18 protein-coding genes are annotated in these 24,237 nt (G+C 41.4%); 11 read left to right on the plus strand and 7 right to left on the minus strand.

The annotated features are described in order from the left end of the window. Positions 1 to 26: 26 nt before the first annotated feature. From ABMY35_RS02835 to ABMY35_RS02850, 4 genes are all read right to left on the minus strand, one after another. Positions 27 to 2,441, minus strand: coding sequence for an FtsX-like permease family protein (locus tag ABMY35_RS02835; protein WP_349284934.1), 2,415 nt, complete (start codon positions 2,439 to 2,441; stop codon positions 27 to 29). Between the two features lie 89 nt (positions 2,442 to 2,530). Then, positions 2,531 to 4,927 (minus strand): FtsX-like permease family protein, encoded by a 2,397-nt coding sequence (locus ABMY35_RS02840; protein WP_349284935.1) that lies wholly within the window; start codon positions 4,925 to 4,927, stop codon positions 2,531 to 2,533. Between the two features lie 2 nt (positions 4,928 to 4,929). Further along, complete coding sequence (locus ABMY35_RS02845) at positions 4,930 to 5,637, minus strand: ABC transporter ATP-binding protein (RefSeq protein ID WP_349284936.1); 708 nt, start codon at positions 5,635 to 5,637, stop codon at positions 4,930 to 4,932. Positions 5,638 to 5,648: 11 nt separating this feature from the next. Further along, on the minus strand, positions 5,649 to 6,899 hold the full coding sequence (locus ABMY35_RS02850) for an efflux RND transporter periplasmic adaptor subunit (RefSeq protein ID WP_349284937.1): 1,251 nt from the start codon (positions 6,897 to 6,899) through the stop codon (positions 5,649 to 5,651). A 279-nt stretch (positions 6,900 to 7,178) separates the two neighbouring features. On the opposite strand from ABMY35_RS02850, the gene ABMY35_RS02855 reads away from it, so the two are divergent. The 4 genes from ABMY35_RS02855 (at position 7,179) to ABMY35_RS02870 (ending at position 13,143) form a co-directional block, all read left to right on the plus strand. After that, positions 7,179 to 8,609 (plus strand): sigma-54 dependent transcriptional regulator, encoded by a 1,431-nt coding sequence (locus tag ABMY35_RS02855; protein ID WP_349284938.1) that lies wholly within the window; start codon positions 7,179 to 7,181, stop codon positions 8,607 to 8,609. A 204-nt stretch (positions 8,610 to 8,813) separates the two neighbouring features. Further along, complete coding sequence (locus ABMY35_RS02860) at positions 8,814 to 9,941, plus strand: ATP-binding protein (RefSeq protein ID WP_349284939.1); 1,128 nt, start codon at positions 8,814 to 8,816, stop codon at positions 9,939 to 9,941. Positions 9,942 to 10,096: 155 nt separating this feature from the next. Then, positions 10,097 to 10,957, plus strand: coding sequence for a LytTR family DNA-binding domain-containing protein (locus tag ABMY35_RS02865; RefSeq protein WP_349284940.1), 861 nt, complete (start codon positions 10,097 to 10,099; stop codon positions 10,955 to 10,957). A gap of 164 nt (positions 10,958 to 11,121) precedes the next feature. Then, entirely contained in the window at positions 11,122 to 13,143 is a 2,022-nt protein-coding gene (locus ABMY35_RS02870; protein WP_349284941.1) for a hypothetical protein, read from the plus strand. A 16-nt stretch (positions 13,144 to 13,159) separates the two neighbouring features. Here the strand turns inward: ABMY35_RS02870 and ABMY35_RS02875 are convergent, their stop codons facing one another. Then, on the minus strand, positions 13,160 to 13,798 hold the full coding sequence (locus ABMY35_RS02875) for a response regulator transcription factor (protein ID WP_349284942.1): 639 nt from the start codon (positions 13,796 to 13,798) through the stop codon (positions 13,160 to 13,162). Positions 13,799 to 13,802: 4 nt separating this feature from the next. Then, positions 13,803 to 15,212: a histidine kinase gene (locus ABMY35_RS02880; RefSeq protein WP_349284943.1), complete on the minus strand. Its 1,410-nt coding sequence runs from the start codon at positions 15,210 to 15,212 to the stop codon at positions 13,803 to 13,805. 104 nt (positions 15,213 to 15,316) lie between these two features. On the opposite strand from ABMY35_RS02880, the gene ABMY35_RS02885 reads away from it, so the two are divergent. Together ABMY35_RS02885 and ABMY35_RS02890 are read left to right on the plus strand one after the other, a co-directional pair. Then, positions 15,317 to 16,297, plus strand: a complete 981-nt coding sequence (locus ABMY35_RS02885; RefSeq protein WP_349284944.1) for an ATP-binding cassette domain-containing protein — start codon at positions 15,317 to 15,319, stop codon at positions 16,295 to 16,297. Next, entirely contained in the window at positions 16,290 to 17,042 is a 753-nt protein-coding gene (locus tag ABMY35_RS02890; RefSeq protein WP_349284945.1) for an ABC transporter permease, read from the plus strand. Before ABMY35_RS02885 ends, ABMY35_RS02890 begins: the two co-directional genes overlap by 8 nt. A gap of 370 nt (positions 17,043 to 17,412) precedes the next feature. Here the strand turns inward: ABMY35_RS02890 and ABMY35_RS02895 are convergent, their stop codons facing one another. Next, positions 17,413 to 18,456 (minus strand): hypothetical protein, encoded by a 1,044-nt coding sequence (locus ABMY35_RS02895; RefSeq protein ID WP_349284946.1) that lies wholly within the window; start codon positions 18,454 to 18,456, stop codon positions 17,413 to 17,415. A 504-nt stretch (positions 18,457 to 18,960) separates the two neighbouring features. On the opposite strand from ABMY35_RS02895, the gene ABMY35_RS02900 reads away from it, so the two are divergent. The 5 genes from ABMY35_RS02900 to ABMY35_RS02920 are packed head-to-tail and all read left to right on the plus strand — an operon-like array spanning position 18,961 to position 24,163. After that, positions 18,961 to 19,662: a bacteriorhodopsin-like gene (locus ABMY35_RS02900; protein WP_349284947.1), complete on the plus strand. Its 702-nt coding sequence runs from the start codon at positions 18,961 to 18,963 to the stop codon at positions 19,660 to 19,662. A 48-nt stretch (positions 19,663 to 19,710) separates the two neighbouring features. Then, the gene (locus ABMY35_RS02905; RefSeq protein ID WP_349284948.1) at positions 19,711 to 20,613 is read left to right on the plus strand and encodes a polyprenyl synthetase family protein; all 903 of its coding nucleotides are present in this window, start codon (positions 19,711 to 19,713) and stop codon (positions 20,611 to 20,613) included. After that, on the plus strand, positions 20,606 to 22,096 hold the full coding sequence (gene crtI / locus ABMY35_RS02910) for a phytoene desaturase family protein (RefSeq protein WP_349284949.1): 1,491 nt from the start codon (positions 20,606 to 20,608) through the stop codon (positions 22,094 to 22,096). The genes ABMY35_RS02905 and crtI overlap by 8 nt, the downstream gene beginning before the upstream one ends. A 19-nt stretch (positions 22,097 to 22,115) precedes the next feature. Then, entirely contained in the window at positions 22,116 to 23,021 is a 906-nt protein-coding gene (locus ABMY35_RS02915; RefSeq protein ID WP_349284950.1) for a phytoene/squalene synthase family protein, read from the plus strand. Next, positions 23,018 to 24,163 (plus strand): lycopene cyclase family protein, encoded by a 1,146-nt coding sequence (locus ABMY35_RS02920; RefSeq protein ID WP_349284951.1) that lies wholly within the window; start codon positions 23,018 to 23,020, stop codon positions 24,161 to 24,163. Before ABMY35_RS02915 ends, ABMY35_RS02920 begins: the two co-directional genes overlap by 4 nt. Positions 24,164 to 24,237 lie beyond the last annotated feature (74 nt).

A 24,237-nucleotide genomic window follows, 5' to 3' on the forward strand; every position in this document is an offset into this window, starting at 1 on the left:
TTTTTGACTGCTGTATATCTGTGTTGTTATTCATAACGTAAAATTTCTGATGGACGCGCACTGGCCGCTTTAAATGCCAACGCTGCAACGGTGAGCCAAGTGAACCCAGCCACTACTAGGCCAGCTAAGCCATACGCCCAAATGGTTTGTTCAATACGGTCGTTAAAGTCTTGCAGCCAGTTATCCATGAGCCAATAAGCAAATGGTAAGGCGATTACTGCTGCTGCAAGCACTATGATTAGAAACTCGCGGGCGAGTAGATTCACTAAACTGAAGCGTGTTGCCCCGAGCACTTTTCTTATTGCTAATTGCTTTTGCTGACGTTTTGCTGCAAATGCTGCGAGTCCAAATAAACCTAAACAACTTAAAAGCATGGCCAGCACAGAGAAGTTTCGAATAAGCACAAACAAGTCTTGCTCGATGCGATAAACCTTAGCCAAGTCTTGCTGCATCAAGCTAAATTGCGGATCGGCGCTTAAATTAAACTGCCTTAGAAGCTGGCGTAACTGATTAAGTAACTGCGGAAAGTTTGCTTGCTCGGTGCGCACAACTAATCTAACCGTTGATTGTGAGCTGTATCCTGCTGAAAATGACACAGGCAGCCAATCATCTTTCGCCGACCCCACTTTGATGTCTTTTACTACACCGACAATGGTTGCATTGATGTTGCGGTAAAGCCCCTGAACTTGCAGTCCCACCACTTCACTCACATTGTCATAGCCTGCGCGTTTGGCCATTTGTTCGGTCACCAAAATAGCCATTGCCTGAGGTGCTTCTTCATCTGGCTGATCACCTGACGCTTTATTTACATAGTGCAGCCAATCGCTCTGAAACTCTGGTAAAAAGTCTCGGCCAGCGAGTAGTATTAGACCTAAGGTTTCAACCGCATGAAAACCAGTGCCGATAGTCGGTGGCAATTCGCTTTCTTCATAGCCGTTTGGCCAGCGGAAATAAAAGCTTTCTAAAATGCTGTCGGTTAAGTCAGTATCGGTTGTTGTCACTTGAGTAACGCCTGGCAGCGCACGGATCTCATTGAGTATTGCATGTTCTTTTTCCATGAGTTGCTTGCTGCTTAAATCGTGTATCACGATGCGATCAGTCGCGTCATAACCTACCGGCAAGCTTTGTAAGAACGACAACTGCTGCAAACTCACTAGCGTACAAACAATCAAGGCCATAGCCATCGCAGACTGAAATACCAATAGTCCTTTTCGAACCAGCTGGCCTGCTTTTAATTGCCCGGCAAGTAATGAGCTTAACGGTGCACGTGCGACACAATATGCAGGATAAGCACCTGAAATAAATGATAATAAAACGGTTATAGCTATGATCACCACAAACTCTGAAGCTCCCCACACTAAGTCGAGTGGTCGATTTGCAAAGTCACTAAAACTTGGCAAAAGCAGCTCAACCCAACACACCGCAAGTAATGTGGCACACATCACCATCAATAAGGCTTCTAACAAGAATTGGGCTATGAGCTGACGCTTGCTCGCCCCCAAAGTCTTACGCATGGCGATCTCTTTACTGCGATACAACAATTGCGACACTGCTATATTGATGTAATTGGCTGCGGCAATGGCGAGTAATAAAACACTCAGTACCACACTCAAAGTGACTAAAAAAGCAGAACCACCCGTTTTTAACTCAAATGGCGAATGGGCTTTAAAGTAAACCTCTCGCATAGGCACTAAACGGTATTCAAGCTGACTATTTTTAAGTTGGTATTTTTCAATGAGTCGGTCAGCTAACTGCTTTTCTATCGCTTTTAAATCATCATTGTGTAGAGTTTTGAGGTAAATGTAGCTAGATATGTCGCTATATTCTGTGAAATCAATTGGCACTAAAGCGTGAAACAAAAAGTGACTATTATCAGGTAAGTCTTCAAAAATGGCTTTAACGGTAAAACGTTTTGCCTCGATCAGTATAGTTTGCCCGAGTGCACCTTCTGCACTGCCAAATAGTCGTTCTGCTTCACTGTGACTCAAAGCAATCTGCTGAGGTGCTGAAAGAGCCGCTTCAAGGTCGCCTAACATCACAGAGATATTTACAAAATCACGAATATTCTTCGCTGTACCGTACAGACTGTTTAGCTTAAATGCCTGATCAGCAATTTTTATATGCTCAGATAACACACCACTATCGACTACATCAGCAAGAATAAAAAGATCGGCGACATCACTTCGTGTTGTTAAAGTTTGCGCTATGTTCACCATAGTCAGTGGAATTTCTTCTAACCCTGGTACATTCACATCAACATGCAAACGATATACTTGCTGATGATCGGGCTGCATTTCATCAAACGACAATTCATACTCAGCAAATAATGCCACCAGAAGTGCAGCTGCCAAGCCAATGCTTAACCCAAAGACATTCAATAGCGAGTACAACTTATGTTGTTTAAATACTCGAAATGCTGTTGTTACATGTGATATCAACATATCTCACCCATTAGACCTTGCTCTCACCTAAAAATGGCCTATCAGTTACACCGATAGACCATGGTTGTGGCTAGACAACACTTTTGAAATTATTCATAACGTAGAATTAACGAAGGACGGGTGCTGGCGGCTTTGAAAGCAAGGCTTGCCACAGTAACCCAAGTGATACCTGCAACAATTATTGCTGCGATGCCATATACCCAAATAGCTTGATCTATGCGGTCATTAAAGTTGGCTAACCAGTCACCGACCAGTAAGTAAGTTACTGGGTAGGCAATGGCGATACTCACTCCGACTAACACTAAGAACTCTTTCGCTAAAATGTTTACAATGCTGATACGTGATGCACCCAGTACCTTACGAACCGCGACTTCTTTTTGACGACGGGCGGCTGAGAATGACGCTAATCCAAACGTACCTAAACAAGTTAAGAACACCGCAAGGCCTGTAAAGATAAGTACTACTTGAGAGATACGCTGATCGCCTTTTAATACTTCTCTATAGCTGTCTGACAGCAATTCGATTTTAGGTTCGAACACATTGGCATGTTGAGCTAAAATTTCTGCAGCTTGCTGTCTAATACTCAATGCATTTTGTGGATTTACCGTTAACACCACTTCTGAGGTAGGATTTAAGTAATTGAAGCCAAGCAGGAACATAATGTCTGTATTGGCATTTTGTGCATTACCAATCTTTACATCAGCAACCACACCAACCACGCGCATATCAACATTACGACCAATATCTTTGATTGATTTACCTATAATATCGGCGACATTGGTAAAGCCTGCTTGCTTTGCCACCGTTTCAGTTACAATCGTGCCAACATGTGTGATGCCATCAACTCTGTTCGCCCAATCACCAGCAAACTCACGGCTAAAGTCACGCCCAGCCAGTAATTCTAAACCTAGGCTTTTAACAACTTCAAAGTTAGTACCAACCACAGGAGTAATACCACCCGATGCTTCGCCATTTGGCCATGTTGGTCTCAGCGTGTTATTGATAGAACGAGTTAGTTGTGTGTCGATAATGCCTACATGTTGCACTCCTTCAATCGCAAGTAATTTATTAACGACTGTACTTGGCTGCTGAGTGAATACTTGACCAACTGGCACTTCAGAAATAACTAAACGCTGCGCTGTTTGATAGCCTAGTGGCAAGTTTTGTAGATGCGATAATTGCTGTAGTAATGTAGCAGAACCAATGATCAACCCTATTGCTAAAGAAGCTTGAAAGGTAAGTAAGCTTTTACGAACCCAGATTGCAGTACTGCCACGCTGTAAATCACCACTTAATACACGCTTGGCACTGAATGATGAAATAAAGAACGCAGGATACAGGCCAGCCAGCACACCCACGACAATAGCAACAACCACAATACCCGCGCCAAAGCTTGACGCATAGTTAAGTACCAATTCGCGATCAACAAGGTTATTAAAGCTTGGCATAACCAATTCAACTAACACACAAGCAAGCACCATAGACAGTACTGCAACTAACACAGATTCAGACAAGAACTGGCTTACTAACTGGGTTTTACTTGCACCCAATGCTTTTCGAACTCCCACCTCTTTTGCGCGCTTCGTCGATTGTGCTACTGTCATATTGATGAAGTTAAAACTAGCGATTAAGACAAGCAAAATACTTAAACCAATACAAATAGTAACAACTTGCTTAGTACCACCTGTTTTCATTTCAAATGGTGAGTTGGCTGTTAAATGCAAGTCGAGTATTGAGTGAAGCTCTATAAATATCTTACCTTTGAAATCACCAGTAAATGCCTGTTCGGCTAATTGCTGTTCTAGCGCTGGAATATCAGTACCGGCTGTCAATTTTAAATATACGTAATGTATTGTATTGCCTAAGTCTTCAGAGATATGCTCTGCATACACTAAAGCTTGAAAACCAAAATGAGTATTATCTGGCAAGTCCGCAAAAACCGCTCTGACTGTATAACTGCCGTTTGCATGATTTAAAGTCTCACCAACGACATTCACAGTGCCGAAAATGCGAAGCGCTTCAGATTCGCTCAACGCTAAGCTGTTAGGGGTGCTCATAGCTTCTTTAATGTTTCCTGCAAGCACATCCATGGCAATAAAGTCTTCAATATTCGCGGTGGCAGCATAGAGATTATTAAGCTTAAATCCCTCATTATTGTGCTTCACATCTACTTCAGCTTCACGAGTAAACTCAACCATTTTTAACGCAAATACATCTTCTACTTGGCTAAAATCTAATGCCTGTGTACCCCGTGTGTAACTATAAATAGGGATAGTACCCAAACCCAGTTTTGAATAATCTTGAGCCACACGATAAACACGATCTGCATCAGGTTGCTGTTTATCAAAGGACAATTCGTTTTTTGCAAACAATGCCACTAAAATTGCCGCTGCCAGGCCCACACTTAAACCAATTACATTTAATAAAAAGTGTTGTTTTTGTTGCTTAAAGGCACGAAGTGCCGTGATTAGGTAATTAAATATCATAACTATGCAACCTCGCTTTCTAGTCCATGAGGAACACTATTGGCTTTATCTAACATGATTTGGCCATCCAATAGGCGCACTAAACGGTCAGCATACGCGCCTTCTTTTTCTGAGTGAGTCACCATGATCACCGTAGTGCCTTCGCGGTTTAATTCACGCAGCATGGTCATCACTTCTTCACCGTTTTTAGAATCGAGGTTACCGGTTGGTTCGTCGGCTAAAACCAGTTTAGGGTTGATCACTAGCGCACGGGCAACAGCCACACGTTGCTGCTGACCGCCTGATAGTTGCTGTGGTAGATGATCGGCACGGTGGTCGATAGCAACACGTTTTAAGATAGCTTCAACACGCTGTTTTCGCTCACTTTTAGAGATATTTTGGTATTGCAGTGGCAGCTCGACGTTTTCGAATACTGTAAGTTCGTCAATCAGGTTAAAGCTTTGGAATACAAAGCCAATTGAAGCTTTGCGTAATTGTGATAACTGCTTTTCGCTATAGCCCGCGATGTCGGTACCATCAAAATCAAAGCTACCTGAACTCGGTGAATCCAGCATGCCTAAAATAGACAGCAGCGTTGACTTACCACAGCCAGAAGGGCCCATGATGGCAACGAACTCGCCTTGTTCTACAGTTAAATTAATGTCGTTTAAAGCAGTTGTTTCAACGTCTTGAGTACGGAATACGCGATTTAAATTAGTTAATTTGATCATGGGTCTGGTCCTTAAAATTTTAATGTCTGTGCTTTGTCGAAGTTGCTGTAGCCTGAGGTGATCACTTGCTCACCCACATTTAAGCCATCGAGCACTTCGTAGTAATTTTGGTTTTTCTTGCCTAAGCGAATGGTTCGACGCTCTGCTGTTGTACCATCGCTTGATAGTACGTACACCCAGTTACCGCCTGAGCTGGTAAAGAATGCGCCGCGTTTGAGTAATAATGCGTTGTCTTTGTTGCCACCTAGCATCAACTCAACGTCGATACTTTGGCCACGTTTAATATCTTGTTGGCCACTTGGTAGTGCTACTTCAACCTGAAACTGCGACTGGGTTACGCGGCTGTCTATTTTGCTCACTGTCGCCATCACGCTGCCACCATCTAAGTGCACGTTGACGTCCATGCCCTTTTGAACTTGGTTTAAGTAGAATTCATCTAAGCGCACAACTAATTTGTATTCATTTGGAATATCGATTTGACCAAGGCGCGCGCCACGACTTTTTGATTCACCCATTTCTACATCAAGCTCACTCAAATAACCCGACACAGGCGCTTTTATTAATAAGTTATCTAGGTTTGCACGGGCAAACTGTAAGTTTTTCTGGAGCATTTCAGCGCTGTCTTCTAGCTGCTCTACTTGCACCTTACGAATTGAGTTTTCTTGTTTTTGACGCTCTAAGGTCAGCTCTTTTCTCGCTTTGTAGTAAGCTAAATCTTCTGAAATCTCAGAAAGTCTATCTTGGGCTAATACACCGCGCTCAACCAGTGGTTTAGATTGCTTGTAACGACGCTCTAAATGGGTAATTTGTAAGTCGATTTCTAATAAGTCACGACGCAGGTTTAAACGACTGGTTTCCATGTTCATTTGTGTGTTGCGTAAGAAGTTAAGCTGCTCAGTCACCTGCGCTTCGCGGCTCATCACGTCTAGTTGTAAGCTGGTGTTACTCAAACGCACCAAAGGCTGGCCTTTAGTTACATAAGTACCCTGCTCAACTAAACGCTCTTCAACCTGTCCACCCGCAATGGTGTCTAGGTAAATAGTGGTTTTTGGTACAACCTGACCACGAAGACTTAACGCATCTACAAACGCGCCTTGTTCAACAGCATTAATGGTGACACTGCTTAGTGATAAGTTTTGGCTGCGACCCGATGATGAGTCTGTAAATGCAAATGTCGCAGCTGCAATACTCAGCAGCACACCTGCAGCCACTGCTTTTTTAAGATGTTTTTGTAATCCTGAGCGTTCAATTTTCTTATCCATAGCACACCTCTAAATCGTTGAGAGTTTGGTCGATGTTCGTTTCGACAATTAAGTCCGAATATGGCAGAGATAAATCAAACACTATGCCAACTTTTAAACCCATAAAAATCAGCACCTTATAAATGTTTGTGTTTTTAATAATTATTATAGTGTCCGGAAACAGAACACATCGAAAACCACAATGTGTCCATTTATGAACACATTAATAGACGCACTGTCACTAAATGAGGTAGGCTAAAAAGAATAAAAAGAAGCCAAAAATAGGCAAAGGCAAGGACCATGACGCAAACAGCCAAACAAGCTGGACACATTTTAATTGTCGACGACAATACTGATATTTTAATCGCAGCTAAACTGCTACTAAAAAAGCACTATCAAAAAGTACACACCACAGATAACCCCTTCGATATTGAAGAGATCGTAAAAACGCAGCCTATTGATGTGATCTTACTCGATATGAACTTCAGTCAAGACGCCATAAGCGGTAAAGAAGGGTTTTATTGGTTAAAGAAAATCGTTGAACAAGACCCCAGCATTGCAGTGCTTCTAATGACTGCATATGGCGATATTCAATTAGCCGTTGATGCCATTAAAGCTGGCGCTGCTGATTTTGTTGCCAAACCTTGGCAAAACGACCAACTCTTAGGCGCGGTCGCCGCTGCCTATGCACACGCGCAGGACAAGCAGAAAGTTGGGCAACTGACTCGCCAAACACAAGGGTTAAACCAAGCGCTCAACCAAGGGGCGAGCGGAAAAAACTTCGACTTTTTAGGCAAAAGTGCGGCCATGCAGCAAGTGTTTAGCACCATAGAAAAAGCCGCGTTAACCGATGCCAATATTTTAATCACCGGCGAAAGTGGTACGGGTAAAGAGCTCGCTGCACATGCCATTCATCAAGCCAGCTTACGTCGCGAAAATGCACTAATTAGCTTAGATATGGGTGCAATTGCTGACAACTTATTTGAAAGTGAGCTATTCGGTCATAAGAAAGGCGCATTCACAGATGCCAAAGCAGACAAAGTAGGTCGCTTCGAACTTGCTAACGATGGCAGCCTATTTTTAGACGAGCTAGGTAACTTGCCACTGAGCCAGCAAACCACCTTATTAGCCGCGCTACAAAACCGTCAAGTCACCCCTGTTGGCGGCAATAAAGCCATAGATGTGAACATTCGCCTCATTTGTGCCACTAACGACAATTTACAACAAGCCGTTGATGAAGGGCGCTTTAGACAAGATTTACTTTATCGTATCAACACCATTGAGATCCGTTTACCACCGCTGCGCGAGCGCAGCGAAGACATTCCGCTATTGGTGAATTATTACATCGAGTACTTCTGCCACAAATACAAACGTACCTTAAGTGTCAGTGACACCGACATGCAAACTTTGAGCGCCTACACTTGGCCGGGTAACGTGCGAGAGCTGGCCCATGCCATTGAACGTGCCGTGATCTTAAGTGAGGGTGAGCTTCTCGATATCAGCACTGTGGTTGGCCAAGTAACTACCACCGCGCCAAACAGTCAAGCTGAAATAGCACTAAGCGAGAGCGATCAATTGATTAATGCAGACACCTTCAACCTAGAAGAACTCGAACATCGCACCGTTCGCGCTGCATTAAAGCACTATCAGGGTAATGTATCGCAGGCGGCCAAAGCGCTGGGCTTAACTCGTGGTGCCATGTATCGCCGCCTCGAAAAATACGACTTATAACCGGAGCTAAGTATTTTGAGTTATTTCACGAAGCACCCTACAACGGTATTTTTTGCCACCATCTTGTTACTTTGCGTGCTGATCACCACCAGCACAAACTTGTATATACAAGATGGTTTTTCTGCGACTTTACTACTTTTAAGCTTATTTTCATGCGCAACTTTTTTCTCGTTAATTTCGCAATTTAATAAACAAAACAGACACATGAGTTTTGTTTTAAAGTCTCTGGCGAATGGCGATAGCTCTCTAGGTTTAAGTAAATATCACCCTATGCATAGTCACCTTGAGGAGATTAAAGAAAACATTCAGAGCGCGCGCTTTAATGCCGAGCAACAGGCGCACTTTTTACAGGCTTTATTAGTGCATATTGATTTAGCCGTCGTGGTGTGTGACGACACGGGCGACGTGATCGAATCAAACCCTGCCGTCGCCAAATTGCTCGGTAAAGCAGTTCGCCACTGTGACGATTTGGCCCATATCACGCCTTTAGTCGAAAACTGTGAACGCGGCCTCAAAACCATTGCCAATTGGCAACATGGTGAACAGCAAGACACCTTGTCTATACAAGTTAGTATTGCCCATATTCAAGGCAAAATCCGCAAAATTATTACTTTGCACTCGATTCGTGATGCCCTGCAAAACAAAGAACAACAAGCCTATAAGCGGCTTACCAAAGTACTCACTCACGAAGTTGCCAACTCCATCACGCCGCTCGCTTCCATTGCGCAAAGTTGTGAAGGTCTTTTACCTGAATCGCTCACCTTTGATGATGAAGAAGACAAAGACGATTTAGCCATGGCGCTAAAAACGCTGGCAAAACGCACCGAATATTTAGGTGACTTTATCGGTCGCTTTAGAGAAGTCAGTAATTTACCTGCACCCAAGCTGAACCCTGAGCAACTTGCTCCATTGGTTGAAGGCGTATTTCAGCTCCATCAACAAACTTGTAGTACTGCCAATATTGACTTTCAACTCGACGTGTCACACTCACAACTTACTATGTTAGATAGCGCACAGATAGAGCAAGTACTTATTAACTTAACCAAAAACGCCATTGAAGCTGTGCAGCAAAACAACAGTGACACTTCAGCAAGCGTGCAATTAAAAACTGGCTGTAATAAAGCTGGTCAACACTATGTTGAAGTCAGTGATAACGGCCCGGGCGTAGCAGAGCATGTGGTCGACATGATGTTTGTACCGTTTTTTACTACCAAGCAAAAGGGCTCGGGCATCGGTTTGAGTCTTTCAAGGCAGATTATGCTGAACCATGGTGGCGACCTCATTTACATCCAACGCGAACAAGGCGCCTGTTTTAGATGCGTGTTTGGATGATGTTCGTGTCTATGCTCGAGGCTTTACTACCAAGCAAAAGGGGTCAGGAATAGGGTTAAGCCTTTCAAGGCAGATTATGTGCTTACACCTTAAAGAATATGGTGGAGATTTAATTTACATCCAACGTGAGCAAGGCGCTTGTTTTAGGTGCGTATTTGGATGATCGAGCTAAAAATTTATCGCAAGAAATTGCCAATCTTTGCTCAGTAAGTAAACTAAGCATGGTTTCTGGTTTGAGGGCAGCAATGGACAAGCAAATACATAAAGAATGGCAAATATCCAGTATTGGCTGGAGCGTTGTCATACTCTTTCTTACCACAATAGATGCATTTTATGATTTATCAGTCGCACCAGAAGATCAGCTCAATAATGCTTGGTATTGGGCAATTCAAGAATGGGGCTTATGGTTTATTATTACACCTTTGCTGTTTAGAGCTCTCAGTCTTATTGAACAGCAGAAAAGACATATCACAACCTTCTCTCTAATTGCTTGTATAGGTACGTTTATTATTGCCATGGGCGCACAAGCCATTTTTGACCTTTATGCCCTTAACGACCCAATTCCTTATACTTTTTTATATTTTGCCCCCTTGCACCCTTTGGTGATTTTCGTAAACATTTATCTTTGGCAGCGCCTGATAAAACCAAAGCCTTCACAACTTGATGTATTTCAAGCCGAACAACAAGCCTGTATTACTGTTGAACATAACGGTCAATGTATTGATATTCCTTATGCAGAGATCATTCAGTTTAACTCTGCTAGTAACTATGTAGAGATCTGCACGGTACAAAAAACTTGGTTAAAACGTGCCACATTGAAAGAAGTTGAAGCCAACTTGCCTGATAACACCTTTATCAGAACCCACCGCTCACATTTAGTAAATATTAAATTGATCAAAAAGGTGACGATTAAGCCCTCAGGGAGTGGCTATGTGGTAATGTCGAACGACAATGCCGTTGCCTTGAGTAAAGCCCATAAAAAAGCGGTTAAGACCTTCCTACAACAAGCCGCTTGATCTGTATTTTAACTAGTAAGTCCAGTTATCCCAACTCAATGGGATAACTGGAAAGAAACCCGTCCACTCGTCCCTAGCCCTTACCAAATAACACTTTATAATTGAGAACTCAGCCTAAATAAATTTTAATAGCAGCGATTTATATCACCAACCAAGGACGCACTATGCATAGCAAAAATTGGCTTAATTCTGTTGTTTTAATCAGTGTATTAGGCTTTAACTCTACAGTGTTCGCTCAAGACGATACGCGGATTGTCATTGAAGATAATGTCGCGCTATATACCAGTGACGACCTTCTTGCCATGCAGGGGCAATCCGCATTCGATATTATTGAGCAAATTGCAGGCTTTCAGTTTATTGACTCGAATAATCAACGAGGCCTAAGTAGCGCCAGCGGTAATGTATTGATTAACGGCTTGCCCGTTCTCAATAAATCGCAAAGTCTAGAAGCGATATTGTCAGATTTACCTATAAGTCAGATTGCTGAAATGGAAGTCTATTTAGCCGGCCACCCATTTTCTTCTGCCAGCCAATATACGCAAGTGATTAATATTATTAGAGATAACTCTCAAAACAGGGCAAATTGGCAGGTAGGTGCTAAATCACATAAAGACTTTAATCAAGTAAATGCCGCCTCATTGCAAGTCAGTACACAATGGCTGGATTGGGATCATCAATTACAGCTTTCTACAGACAAAAACCTTGCTTACTCAACAACCGATTACACTGAGTTTAATCATCAAAATATCAGCTATTTAAGTGGTCAAGAGCAGTATCAAGAAAGCATTGAAAATATCAACACAGGTATTACATCAAGCAAAGTGATGACTGACAGCGTATTGCAAATAAATGCGCTGTTTCTAAAAGAACATTATCAAGAAGATTATGCGCGTGACTGGCAAGGCAATAACGATGCGCCGGGTAATGAAATCATAAAAGATAAATCGCAACTCGATGAGTATGAACTCGGCTTTGATTGGCAGCAGCAAGCAAATGAGAGCGAATCTTCATGGCTCTGGCAAGTGACAGGGTTACTTCGCCTACGTGATAGTGACCAAGTTGCCCTCACCACAGAGCAAAACGACAGTGAACTCACACTTACTCAATTTCAGCAAACCCAATCAAATACTGAGCAAGTATTAAAGCTTTCAACTCAGCAGCCTACTTTGTGGTGGCAACCCGAACTAGGTATAGAGGTAAGTCACAACCGTTTAGAGGCAGATACTTTAGAAGCGCATAGCTCTGAGAGTAAAACCACAGTGACCAGCGTCACTGAAACCCGTGCAGAACCTTTTATTGCCAGCAAAATAGAGCTTACCCCGCAATGGCAGCTATATAGCAAATTAACGGGTGAATACGCCAAGCTTAGCAGCCAATCAAATACCCAATATGAAACACAAAGTCGCTACCTTAAACCTCTAATTAAGCTAAGCCACCAAGCGCAAAACGGCCTGCAATCAACATTCACTTTGCAGCGCAGAGTCGACCAGCTTGATTTTACTGACTTTCTAGATAGCCAAGATAATGATTTTGGCCGTGAGCAATCGGGCAACACTGAGTTAAAGCCTCAACAAAGTATCGAGTTTAGTTACGAGTTAAATTATGAAGCAGACGATCACTGGACGCTAAATACGCGCGCTTTTTGGCAAAAACAGCGTGATATTCATGAGTTCATTCGCTTTGATAATGGTGACTGGGGGGTCGGTAATGCAGGACACGCCTATTATTATGGCTTAGATCTCGATATCAGTATACAAACCAACTGGTTAATGACAGATAGCCTCATCAATGTATTTTATGAATATCGCGATGCCAACTATGATGACCCGTTAACTGGTGATCGCGCCATATCTTGGCTAGAGCCGCACAGCGCCGAGATAGAATTTAGAAAAGACGGAGAGTGGTATGCGTGGGGTGTGCTGGCATCTTTACCCGATACTGAAACTGGTTTCTACCCAGAAGAGGATTACCGACAAAAAGATCGCGCTACTTACGGTTTTTACGCCGAGTTTGACCTAGACAATGACATGCAGCTCAACATAGAGCTTGAAGATGCTTTTGGTGGAGAATACCTGTATGACCGCCACATTTATCACCCTGATAGAACTGGCAAATTAGATTATCGCTACTATGCGTTAGAACACAGTGAAGCGAGCCTAACAATTTCTCTCAGTGGCGAGTTTTAATGCGCCGCTGAGCATATTATAAGATAAGTCCATTTTGCCAAGCATGTACCGCAGCCTGAGTTCGGTCTCTGACGTTTAGCTTTGACAAGATATTACTGACATGTGTGCGCACTGTTTTGACTGAGATAAACAATTGTTCAGATATTTCGGCATTAGACAGACCTTGCGCAATAGCGCGTAATACCTCTGACTCGCGGTCGCTCAATTGCATTTCTTTATTTCGTTCAGCATAAAGAATTCTTGTAGCAACCATAGGAGATAAAGTGCTAACGCCCTGTGAAGCTTTGCGTATCGCATCGACTAACGCATCTGGTTGTATGTCTTTAAGTAGATAAGCGATAACCCCAGCATCTAATGCAGGAAATATTAATGTATCTTGGTGAAATGAGGTTAGGATCACCACCTGAATATGTGGATATTGTTGTTTAATTTGCTTCGCAGCTTGTACACCCTCAACTTCTCCATCCAAAATTAGATCGAGTAATACAACATCGGGTTCACTGTTAGCAATCACTGTCATACCATCAGGTATAGTGCCAGCTTCTGCCACAACCGACATATCAGGCTGCATTTGTAAAAACTGGACGATACCGCTACGTACTATTGCATGGTCGTCTATGGTAACGATTTTGATTTTCTTTTCTTTATCTTTCATATAATTACTCCTTGCTTGCTGAAGGTAGATATCCAGTAAGGCAGGTTACCTTATGTTTGCTATCATCTTCACGCTGCTCTAAAGATAAACGTCCACCCAGAGAATGTAGCTTTTGTTTTATGATCTCTAAGCCTTGACCAAAGCTGGGGTTAAACTGCGCAGTGCCATTATCGAATAAACTAAAGCGGCTTTCACCCTCATTGAGCTCAAGACATAAGCGAATAGTGTCTGCGTCACTATGCTTAGAGATATTTTGTAGCCCCTCTTTAATACTCGCAAACAAGTAACTTGATATTTGTCCGCTTTGAGGTTTTTTTACCTCCAAGTCACGGCCAGTTTGTTGCTTCCAACACGCCAAATAAGTAGTTAACTCTGACATCTCAACGTATGCTTGCGCCGATGATTCGTGCTCAGTTTGTACCTGTAAAATCCGATTAACTTGTTCAAATGCTTGCTGATTATTACTCTGGGCTTGTTTTAAAAGTAGACTCAATTGTGTTTCTGAGTGTGCCAATGTTTGGCAACTAGATAGGTTTAAGTTGTTTGCAAACAACAGTTGCTTAACGGTATCGTGCAGCTCTCCGGCAAATTCTATACGCTGCTTTTGTAATCTTGTTTCTTGCTCTTGCTTAATATGTTCATCAAGCTGTTCAACAAGTCGGTTTAACTTATCAAAACTCTGCTCTAGCTCGTCAGCCCCATCTATTGTTAGACGCTCAGTCAATCGCCCTTGCCCCCATAGTAATGTCACATGATTAAAGTGCTTTAGGCGCTTTTGAATACGGCTGCCTACGAGCCACATAACAATAGCGCCACAGCATAAAATAAATCCTGCAACTATAAGTGCGAAAGGTAAAAAGCTAACCCATTGTGACAACAACGAAGAAGGGGGAGAGCCGACTGCAGACCAGTTGTCGATCCACATTACTACAGCACCTAGCTGCTTACCTTGATGGTCGGTTAAGGCACGGGTGAAAATGGCAACATCATCAGCCATCATCTCAACGCCACTGTTGTAATGTGCTAACAGGGCATCCGTAAGGTCGTCTCTCACTTGCAGGGGCAGTTGCGCGCCAATATCACCAACAAAAAGTGGGGCATGCTCAGTTTGCGCAATGACTTTAGCCTCTAAATCTACCACCAAAACTTTACGAATATTAAGGGCACTTAAATAAGCTGAGTCGTCAAAATGTAGCTCACTCAACCCACCTGTTTGTTTCATTTCTAGAATAATTTTCGGGGCAATCTCTTGCTCATACAAAGCATAGATTTCAGATATTTTAGGTACATTAAAAATCAGTAACTGCACGGTCACTAAACTAAAACAAGCAAAAAAGCTGACCAACAATAGGCCTATTATTACTTTTGCTCTGATTGAGTAAGCCGTAAGGCACTGTTTTAAGTAATCAATCACTCGATACTATCCTTGTGAATAGATAAATTCGCCCAGCAAGTGTACAGATTTATTTATTAAAAGGGATCGGTCTAGAGACCGATTTAATTTCAGGCGCACCGCTGATGTATATGCCTGATGATATTGCTCTAATAAAGCCAAAGATGATGTTGGAGCAAACGATGGAACAGGCCGCAGTAAAAATAGTGAATGCACACAAAGCATTTTCTAACACACAAGTATTAAAAGCGCTCAATATGACCGTCCCAACAGGGAGTATATATGCCTTGTTAGGAAACAATGGTGCCGGAAAATCCACCTTACTCAGTATGCTATTAGGCGCGCTTAAACCTGAACAAGGTGATATTCGCATATTAGGAGAGCCTGTAAGCATGCGCTTAAAGTCGCGCTTAGGTTGCCTCATTGATGCGCCTGCTTTTTATCAAAACCTAACGATTAAAGAGTTCTTGAGTTATTGCGCAAAGATGAAAGGCTTACCAAAACAGTGCATTGATGAAGCACTGACTATTGTAAATTTACAAGCCAAACAACATACGCGCTTAAAACGCTGCTCTTTAGGTATGAAACAAAGAGTAGCACTTGCCAATGCCATTTTAGGTCAACCCGAACTGCTGATATTAGATGAACCAACCAATGGCCTCGACCCAAGCGGTATTGAAGAAATTAGAACCTTGATCCGCACACTACCTGAGCGCTTTAATACAACCGTATTGTTCTCTAGCCATGTGCTTGAAGAAGTTGAAAAAGTGGCAACACATGTTGGCATTCTCGCACAAGGTAACCTAGTGATCGAAGGAAGCTTACCGGACTTATTAGACGACCCTCTGGGCACATTAGAAGTGTCGATATCAGCTGAGCATACCGATAAAGCTCAAACACTTTTAAGTAGAGTCTTTAAAGTATCAACACCAGAAGCCGGCAAGATCACCATTCATCAAATAGACAAGTCGCTTTGTCCACAGGTGTATAAATCTCTACTGGCACAAAATATCGACTTTTACCAATTCCATTACCACACGCAAAGCTTGTCAAAGCTATTTAATAACATACATCTATCAATCAATAAGGAGGCTGAATATGCTTAAACAAACGCTGACTGTTTTGTTGTGTGAGTGCACTAAACTAAAAAGACAATGGCTGATACCTTTACTTTTTGCCTGCCCTTTGGCCGTGATAAGTTTGCAATTTTTAGTGACTTTTGAGCGTGGACTCGATGTTTTTGCTGAGCATGGGTGGTTTGGATATATATCAGCTAATTCGACATTGTGGCTTGGATTGATGCTGCCTATGTTAATTGCTTTAGTCACCACTATTATTCATCAAATAGAACACAAAGATAATGGCTGGTTATTGATGAGTAGCTTTGCTATCTCACCTATTAAGCTATTCATTGCTAAATTTACCATTACCTCTTTGCTGATCGTATTGGCTAACCTGCTGATGGTGTGCTTTATTTTTATCAGTGCGTGGTTGCTTATGCAGCTCGGTTTTCCGAAGTTTGAAAGCGCCAATATAAGCTTTTTACAGTTTTTCATTAACGCGTCAATTACTAGCCTACCTATTATTTTGATTGGTTTGATTATTTCAAAATTAATCAATAACTTTGCAGCTCCGATTTGCGCAGCTTTTATTATGGTTGTTTTTGCTATGAACCTTTCAAGATCTGAAAGTCATTGGTTTTACAGCCCTTGGACCTACCCTATGATCAGCATTCAAGTGGCGGATCAAACGGCTACAAATCTTGCGATAGCCTTAAGTCTTGGATTGAGTGCTTTGCTTCTTGTTACCGTCTGCACCTTGTTCTGGTGGCGGCATAAACAGGTTGCCTAGTTATCCTTAAACCTTCACTCATATGAATCATTTTAGTATTGAATTATGAGGTAATGTACACCTCCATACTCTGCAAATTTTTAACTTAGCCAAATCTTATGGCACTGTACGGCAAAAAAATAAGGTGCCTTTTCAAACTAGCATTGTAATGACAGATAAAAAGGATACGCATATAAGTACAAAACGTGAAAACGCGTTCGCGGTTAGTAGATGGTCACCATATTTACCAGAAAGAATAGAGAATGGATGCGACAAGCTTGCTAGAGCAAAAGTTAATAAGCGCAATCCACAGAAACATTTGAAAAAACTTTAGCGCTATAAGTCTTTATAATATTGTTACAACTTCACACATTATGACTGACACGAACGATTAGTCGACAGACTTATTTGGTAAAAAGTTTTTTGGCAATATACCTTGAAGTGAGCCAAAACTTTTTAATCGATTTCGCAAAGCGCAGCCTAATACACTATCGTGAATTGAAGGTACTCTGGTTATGTCAGTCTCGTAATTACTGTTTTTAAAAATGGTTTTGAAAGATTCGGACGCTTCTTTGGCCACATTTGAACGTGTCAAAATAGATGTATTTGCAATAGCATCAATACTCACACTTCTGCTAAATCTTGCAAATTGTTTGAACTTAAAATTTTCTTCGACATATCGGTTACTTAGCTGCACCAATTGAGTCATCAGCTCATGTAAAACTGCATTGGCGGTCAATTCATGTACGAGTAGTGTGAGAGTTTTATTTATTAATTCGGGGAGTCTACCCTGAAAAAAAGGTAAGATTTGAATGTCTATTAAGTATGTACCATTGTGTCTCTGCTCGATATCAATGAGTGTAAATTTTGCTTTGTCATAGGTAATTGAAGCCAATAAATCAGTGATCGAAAAGTCGCTCTGAAGCTTGTTGTTAGCATGGCTCTGACATAAAAATTGATCAGTATTATTAGCCATCATTGGTAGATCATGATGATTATTAAAGGGGGTAGCCACACCACCTAAAATCGAAAGTTTGAACAATTCTCGTATCTCATGCTCTCTGGCAGACTTAATGGCCAAAAAAACTGTTTGAATAATTTCTGATGTTGGCAAGGTTGCCTCGACGCGCCACCTTCGTCCATAGACGATCTTTTTATCATTATCTTGTCGGTAATTGTCTTTCCCCACAATACCTAGTTGAATAAACACACCCGCTTTGTCTTCATCAACAAACACAAGATAATCTTCATCAAAATTAATATTAGACACCACCTCTTCAACGCTTTGTCTGTCATGCTGAAAAGTCATAAAATGCTGAGGAATGCATGCTTTTGAGTCACTAATAAGCACGGATGGTGCACCTGGCATTGGCGCTTCTCCTTCTAACAGTGCTGACTCTTCAATCATGTTTTTGTCTAAAGATGTTTGATTCATACACGTTTGCTCTAAATGGCTTTTAACGGTAAACGTTGAAACAAAAATAAAGATCACCCAAGTACACTTTTAATCTTAATTTTTAAGCGTTATTTAAATCCTATTTTTAAGTTATTACGAAATTTTGACTGATTACTTTTTATTTTGAGAAGAGAAAAACCAAAGTCTAATAGACTGTGCATGATTAAGATAATTGTATATAAAAGCCTGGGAAGATAAATATTATTAGCAGTTACATAATTGAAAATAACACAATAATAAATCTTTATTGAATTTTCGATTACACCTTTTGCGAGTTTGCGTCTACACGAATTATTTACCATATTGAGAACATAGTTAATCTGAGTGGAATATTTTGATGCTATTAACTACCTTTCTTATAAGGTGAACCAGTTAAATATTAATCTCGTATGCTTACAAAAATGCAGTATTTCTAAACCGGCCTAGACGACATGTTGTAAGTGGTCTGGTCATAATTTATTACTCAATATGGTGTGAAAAGTTATGAAAGAAGTGATGCTCGACCCAGCCGATTTTGTCGGCATGTCCTTTTGGATAATCTCTGCAGCAATGACTGCTGCAACCTTTTTCTTTTTCATGGAAAGAGACCGCGCAGTCGGAAAATGGAAAACATCCCTTTCTGTTGCGGCTTTGGTAACAGGTATAGCTGCGATTCACTATTTCTATATGCGTGAAGTTTGGATAGTTTCTGGTACCAGTCCAACCACATTCAGATATGTAGATTGGTTACTGACCGTGCCCCTTCAAATTATAGAGTTCTACTTGATATTAACTGCTATTGCCGTAGTACGCTCAGCACTGTTTTGGAAACTCATGGCTGCATCTGTGGTAATGCTCGTATTTGGTTATTTTGGCGAAATCAGAAGCATCAATGTTTGGGGTGCTTTTATAATTAGCATGCTTGCATGGCTGTTCATTATTTATGAAGTATTCTTAGGGGAAGCCAGTAAAATAAGTGCCAAAAACGGGACAGAAGCCAGTAAGAAGGCATTTAACGCATTACGTATTATAGTTACTGTCGGTTGGGCAATATACCCACTTGGGTATGTACTCGGTTATACTGGTGGTGGCAGTGAAAATACGCTGAATATTGTCTACAACCTTGCAGATTTTGTTAATAAGATAGCATTTGGGGTTGTTATTTGGGCTGCAGCGACATCCAGCTCTGATGAGCAAACATCTTAACCGTTGATAATGCGCCCTCGTGGCGCATTTTAAATTTTGAGGGTTATTATGTCTTATACAAGTCACTCAAACTCGCTTACCTCAAATTTACTCAATTTGGTTGACTCTTATCTTGTTGAAAGTTTATCTAACGTCGATTGCGATGATAACGTAGATACAGCTGTAAATTATCACCTTTCAAGTGGCGGGAATAAAGTCAGAGCTAAGTTGACGTTGGAGGCTTGCCATCGTTTGGGCATTCAAGAGAATGACGCTGTTATTATGGCAGCTGCTATTGAATGTCTTCACAACGCGTCATTGTTGCATGATGACTTAATGGATGGCGATGAATATAGACGTAAAAAAGAAGCTGTTTGGCACAAATACAATTCTCAGATAGCCATATGCGCTGGTGATATGTTGATAGCGCGTTCATTCGGCATATTATCTCACCTAAACTGTAAGCTTAAGATTGGTGAATGCTTACATTTATTGAGAATGGTCACCGAAACAACCATTACGGGTCAGTCCGCCGATATAAATTCGCAAACATGGCAAAACCTGACGACAGCTCAGTATTGCAATACTGTGGCGCTTAAATCGGTGCCTTTATTGCAAGTTTGTGTAGCCATGCCGCTATGTTTTGCGGATGTTGAAATGGACATCAAAGTGCTCAACAACATCTTTAACCCGTTTGCTTCGGCGTACCAAATTATTGATGACATTGAAGATTGGCAACAGGATGATGCTTATGGTAGGTGTAACTACTTGTCACTTTTAGCCAAAGAATGTACTTGTTATCTACCATCTGATTTGTATTGTGTTGCTTTTCAAGATGCCGAAAAACTTATAGAAGTTAGCGAAAAAAATGAATCTCAACTTCCACCTGAGCTAACAGGGTTAATATCTCCTTACATACAAAAACTAAAACTAAAAATACAATTATTAAAAGACGAACATGCCTATGACTAAAGCCATTGTAATCGGTGCGGGCTTTGGTGGTATTGCCGCTGCACTTCGACTCAAAGCAAAGGGTTACGACGTAACCTTAATTGATCGCGCTAAACAGCTCGGCGGCAGAGCGCAAACATTCGAAAAGCAAGGCTTTCTTTTTGATGCTGGTCCAACAGTTATTACTGCACCTCATCTATTCTCAGAGCTTTTTGACCTTTTTGACAAAGACATATCCAATTATGTCGATATTGTGCCAGTAGACCCTTGGTACCGCTTTTACTACCCTGATGGTGATACGTTTGACTATGGGGACTCACTTGAAAAAACACTTTTAGAAATTGAAAGAATAGCTCCACAAGACAAAGCTGGTTACTTAAAACTAATTAAGTCATCTGAAGCCATCTTTGATGTCGGATTCTCTCAGTTATCAGACAAACCCTTTCATTCAATAACGACCATGTTCAAGCAAGTACCCAGTTTGATGAAACTAAAAAGTTATTTGAGTGTTTGGCAATTTGTCTGTAATCACCTTGAACATGATAAGCTCAGGCAAGCCTTTTCAATACAGCCTTTGCTCGTAGGCGGCAACCCCTTTGATACAACATGTATTTATAACTTAATACACTTCCTAGAATTAAAATGGGGTATCCATTTTGCTAAAGGTGGAATGGGTGCTGTTGTGCGTGCTCTAGAAAGGTTAATGCGTGAGCAAGGCATCCACATACAACTTGACACCACCATAGAAAAAATTAATACCTCTAATCGTCTAGCGCATTCAGTTGTTACGACAGATAACCAAACATATGACTGTGATTTAGTGGTATCTAACACAGATCCAAAATATCTGTATCAAAATATGGTTGCCAAGGATGAAATCAGCTTTTCAGCTAAGATTAAAACCAAATTCGCAAAGCCTTCTATGGGCCTATATGTACTTTACTTTGGCACGAATAGAACCTATGACGATATCGCTCACCATACAATCTGGTTAGGAAAACGCTACCAAGGCTTGTTATCTGACATTTTTGACAAGCAAATCTTGGCTGATGATTTTTCGCTTTACTTACATAGGCCAACAGCAACGGATCCCTCTATGGCACCTGACGGATGCGATAGTTTTTATGTGCTTTCTCCGGTGCCAAATTTACAAGGGGGTCAAAATTGGGATGAGTTGCGAGATACCTATGCCACAAAAATATTAAACGCACTTGAACAAACTATTTTACCTAATCTTAAAAGTCACCTTGTTGTGCAATTTGATATGACACCTGAAGAATTTGCTTCTGATTATTTAAGTGTTGACGGCTCTGGTTTTTCAATTGCACCAAGCTTGTCTCAATCAGCTTGGTTTAGATTCCACAATCGTGCAGAGGGGTTAGATAACTTGTATTTAACGGGTGCAGGAACGCACCCTGGCGCGGGTGTGCCTGGCGTATTATCCTCTGCAAAAGTGTTGGAGCATTTAATACCCAGTTTAATCACCCGCTCGACTAGCTCTTAACATTAATAGGCTTGCTTGTATGACAGAACCTGCACTGAGTACACTTAGTCGATATGGTAAATCTTTCAGATTTGCAGGTCGGCTATTAGAGCATGGACAATTGCAAGAAGCTGCAAAGCTGTATCAGTTTTGTAGATGGGTCGATGACATTGCCGATGAAAGTGAGCATGCTGAATTAGCAGCGAAGCAACTCAACCACATTAATGATAGCCTTTCAGGAAAAATTAACTCTTACGGTCAAACACTCGATGAATTCATCCGTTTTTTTAAACGACATGAAATTTCAACAGCTCTACCAATGACTCTGGTAAATGGTGTACAAAGTGATTTGTCTCCCGCACGAATTCATGACCAAGACGAGTTAATTCAATATGCTTATCAGGTCGCTGGCGTTGTTGGGCTAATGATGTGTCCTATTCTCGGTGCCGATAAACGAGGTTACGATTTTGCCATTGATTTGGGTGTGGCCATGCAACTGACAAACATTGCCAGAGATGTCAAAGAAGACGCTGAAATGGGCAGACGATACTTACCTTTTTCATGGTGCCCTCACTCGCCTGAAGAAATCTTATCTGAGGATGAACAGATAAGGCAAACCACGGCAAACAGCATAAAAAGACTGTTACAACTTGCAGAGCAATATTATTCCAGTGCCCGAATAGGGCTACAATTTCTGCCACCTAAGAGTAGAAGGGCGATTGCTGTCGCGCTGTCAGTGTATAGACATATCGGTGTGTTAATCGAACAACAGCACTATCAGTATTGGTTGCCTCGATGTGTAGTGCCTACTTACAAAAAAATATTGGTTGCAGCAAAGGCATTATGGCAACTACCCTCAGTAGCACCAATAAATACACTCAAACATCACAAAGAATTACATCAGTCGCTGTCTCAACTCAAACCAACAAACAGTGACGCTTTATGAAAGCCGCTTATGATTTAAGTTGCATCGGTATTGGTATGGCAAACGCGTCTCTTGTGCTGGCTCTTAATGATATAAAAAGCCAGCGTAAAATTGGAATGTTCGAAGCTGAAGATTCATTTGATATAGCACGAACATGGTGTTTTTGGGGCAAAGAACACTTGCCCAATTACCTTAAACCGTTAATTTCTAAATCTTGGTCTAAATGGCAGGTCAGTGACGAAATAGACACCTTTCAACACAACTCTAAGAACCCAAAGCAACACTATCACTGTATAAAAGGGGCTGATTTCTACCAGTTTTTTATGGAGCAATGTCATAAAAGCAAGCACATTGAGTTACATTTTTCGAAACCTGTCACCGATGTTCAAAAACGTGATAAAAGTTTGATACTTAATACAGAACACATGGCAACTTCAATCACTTCAAACTATATTGTAGACAGCCGATTAGACAAACATGTAAATGCTAAAGGTAATTTATTTCAATGCTTTGTAGGTGTTTGGCTTGAAAGCTCAACGGCGTTGTTTGATTCGAGCTGTGTTGGATTAATGGAGCAAATGACAGTTACAAACGACGGCGCTTTGCGCTTTGTCTATATTCTACCTATCGACGACCATCGTGCTCTTTATGAAGTGACTTACTTTAGCCAATCTGTACTGCCATTTAATATTATTAAGCAAGAGGTTAATGCCAAAATTGCAGAGCGCTTTGATTTGAAAAAACTACGCGCGCTCACTTGGGAGCGAGGCGTAATACCAATGCACACAATGAAACCTCAAAACCACCTTAAATTCGGGCAATTTTATACTCGCAACGGTATTGCTGGAGGTCATGTCAGAACCAGCTCGGGTTACACGTTTTTACCCACTCAACGCTGGGCGAAAGAAGCCGCATATCAGATAAACACAGGGCAACCTTTTGCACAAAAAATGCCTATATCAATCAGATACAGGTTAATGGATAGACTGTTTCTTCGTGCTTTAAAAAATAACATGCTTATTGCCCCCAATCTTTTTAAATTATTGATACAGAGAACGAGTCCAGACTGCTTCACGCAATTTATGACGGAATCTGCTTCATTCAAAGATTTAACCAATATCATTCTTGCGATGCCGAAAAGGGCTTTTTTACGCGCATTATGAATAGGATCACGCCTAAAATGTACCAATCACCCGACCAGATATTTCCATTTTTTGCGGTTGCTGTTGGTTTAGTG

Origin of the sequence: Pseudoalteromonas sp. BZB3 (assembly GCF_040104455.1) — a bacterium.
Lineage (GTDB): Bacteria > Pseudomonadota > Gammaproteobacteria > Enterobacterales > Alteromonadaceae > Pseudoalteromonas.

Bases quoted from the DNA above. Each gene is read 5' to 3' on its own strand.
- ABMY35_RS02895 (WP_349284946.1), bottom strand. From the start codon at position 18,456: ATGAATCAAACATCTTTAGACAAAAACATGATTGAAGAGTCAGCACTG.
- ABMY35_RS02900 (WP_349284947.1), top strand. From the start codon at position 18,961: ATGAAAGAAGTGATGCTCGACCCAGCCGATTTTGTCGGCATGTCCTTT.
- ABMY35_RS02885 (WP_349284944.1), top strand. From the start codon at position 15,317: ATGTATATGCCTGATGATATTGCTCTAATAAAGCCAAAGATGATGTTG.
- ABMY35_RS02915 (WP_349284950.1), top strand. From the start codon at position 22,116: ATGACAGAACCTGCACTGAGTACACTTAGTCGATATGGTAAATCTTTC.
- ABMY35_RS02870 (WP_349284941.1), top strand. From the start codon at position 11,122: ATGCATAGCAAAAATTGGCTTAATTCTGTTGTTTTAATCAGTGTATTA.
- ABMY35_RS02845 (WP_349284936.1), bottom strand. From the start codon at position 5,637: ATGATCAAATTAACTAATTTAAATCGCGTATTCCGTACTCAAGACGTT.
- ABMY35_RS02835 (WP_349284934.1), bottom strand. From the start codon at position 2,441: ATGTTGATATCACATGTAACAACAGCATTTCGAGTATTTAAACAACAT.
- ABMY35_RS02875 (WP_349284942.1), bottom strand. From the start codon at position 13,798: ATGAAAGATAAAGAAAAGAAAATCAAAATCGTTACCATAGACGACCAT.
- ABMY35_RS02850 (WP_349284937.1), bottom strand. From the start codon at position 6,899: ATGGATAAGAAAATTGAACGCTCAGGATTACAAAAACATCTTAAAAAA.
- ABMY35_RS02860 (WP_349284939.1), top strand. From the start codon at position 8,814: ATGAGTTTTGTTTTAAAGTCTCTGGCGAATGGCGATAGCTCTCTAGGT.
- ABMY35_RS02905 (WP_349284948.1), top strand. From the start codon at position 19,711: ATGTCTTATACAAGTCACTCAAACTCGCTTACCTCAAATTTACTCAAT.
- ABMY35_RS02840 (WP_349284935.1), bottom strand. From the start codon at position 4,927: ATGATATTTAATTACCTAATCACGGCACTTCGTGCCTTTAAGCAACAA.
- crtI (WP_349284949.1), top strand. From the start codon at position 20,606: ATGACTAAAGCCATTGTAATCGGTGCGGGCTTTGGTGGTATTGCCGCT.
- ABMY35_RS02920 (WP_349284951.1), top strand. From the start codon at position 23,018: ATGAAAGCCGCTTATGATTTAAGTTGCATCGGTATTGGTATGGCAAAC.
- ABMY35_RS02855 (WP_349284938.1), top strand. From the start codon at position 7,179: ATGACGCAAACAGCCAAACAAGCTGGACACATTTTAATTGTCGACGAC.
- ABMY35_RS02890 (WP_349284945.1), top strand. From the start codon at position 16,290: ATGCTTAAACAAACGCTGACTGTTTTGTTGTGTGAGTGCACTAAACTA.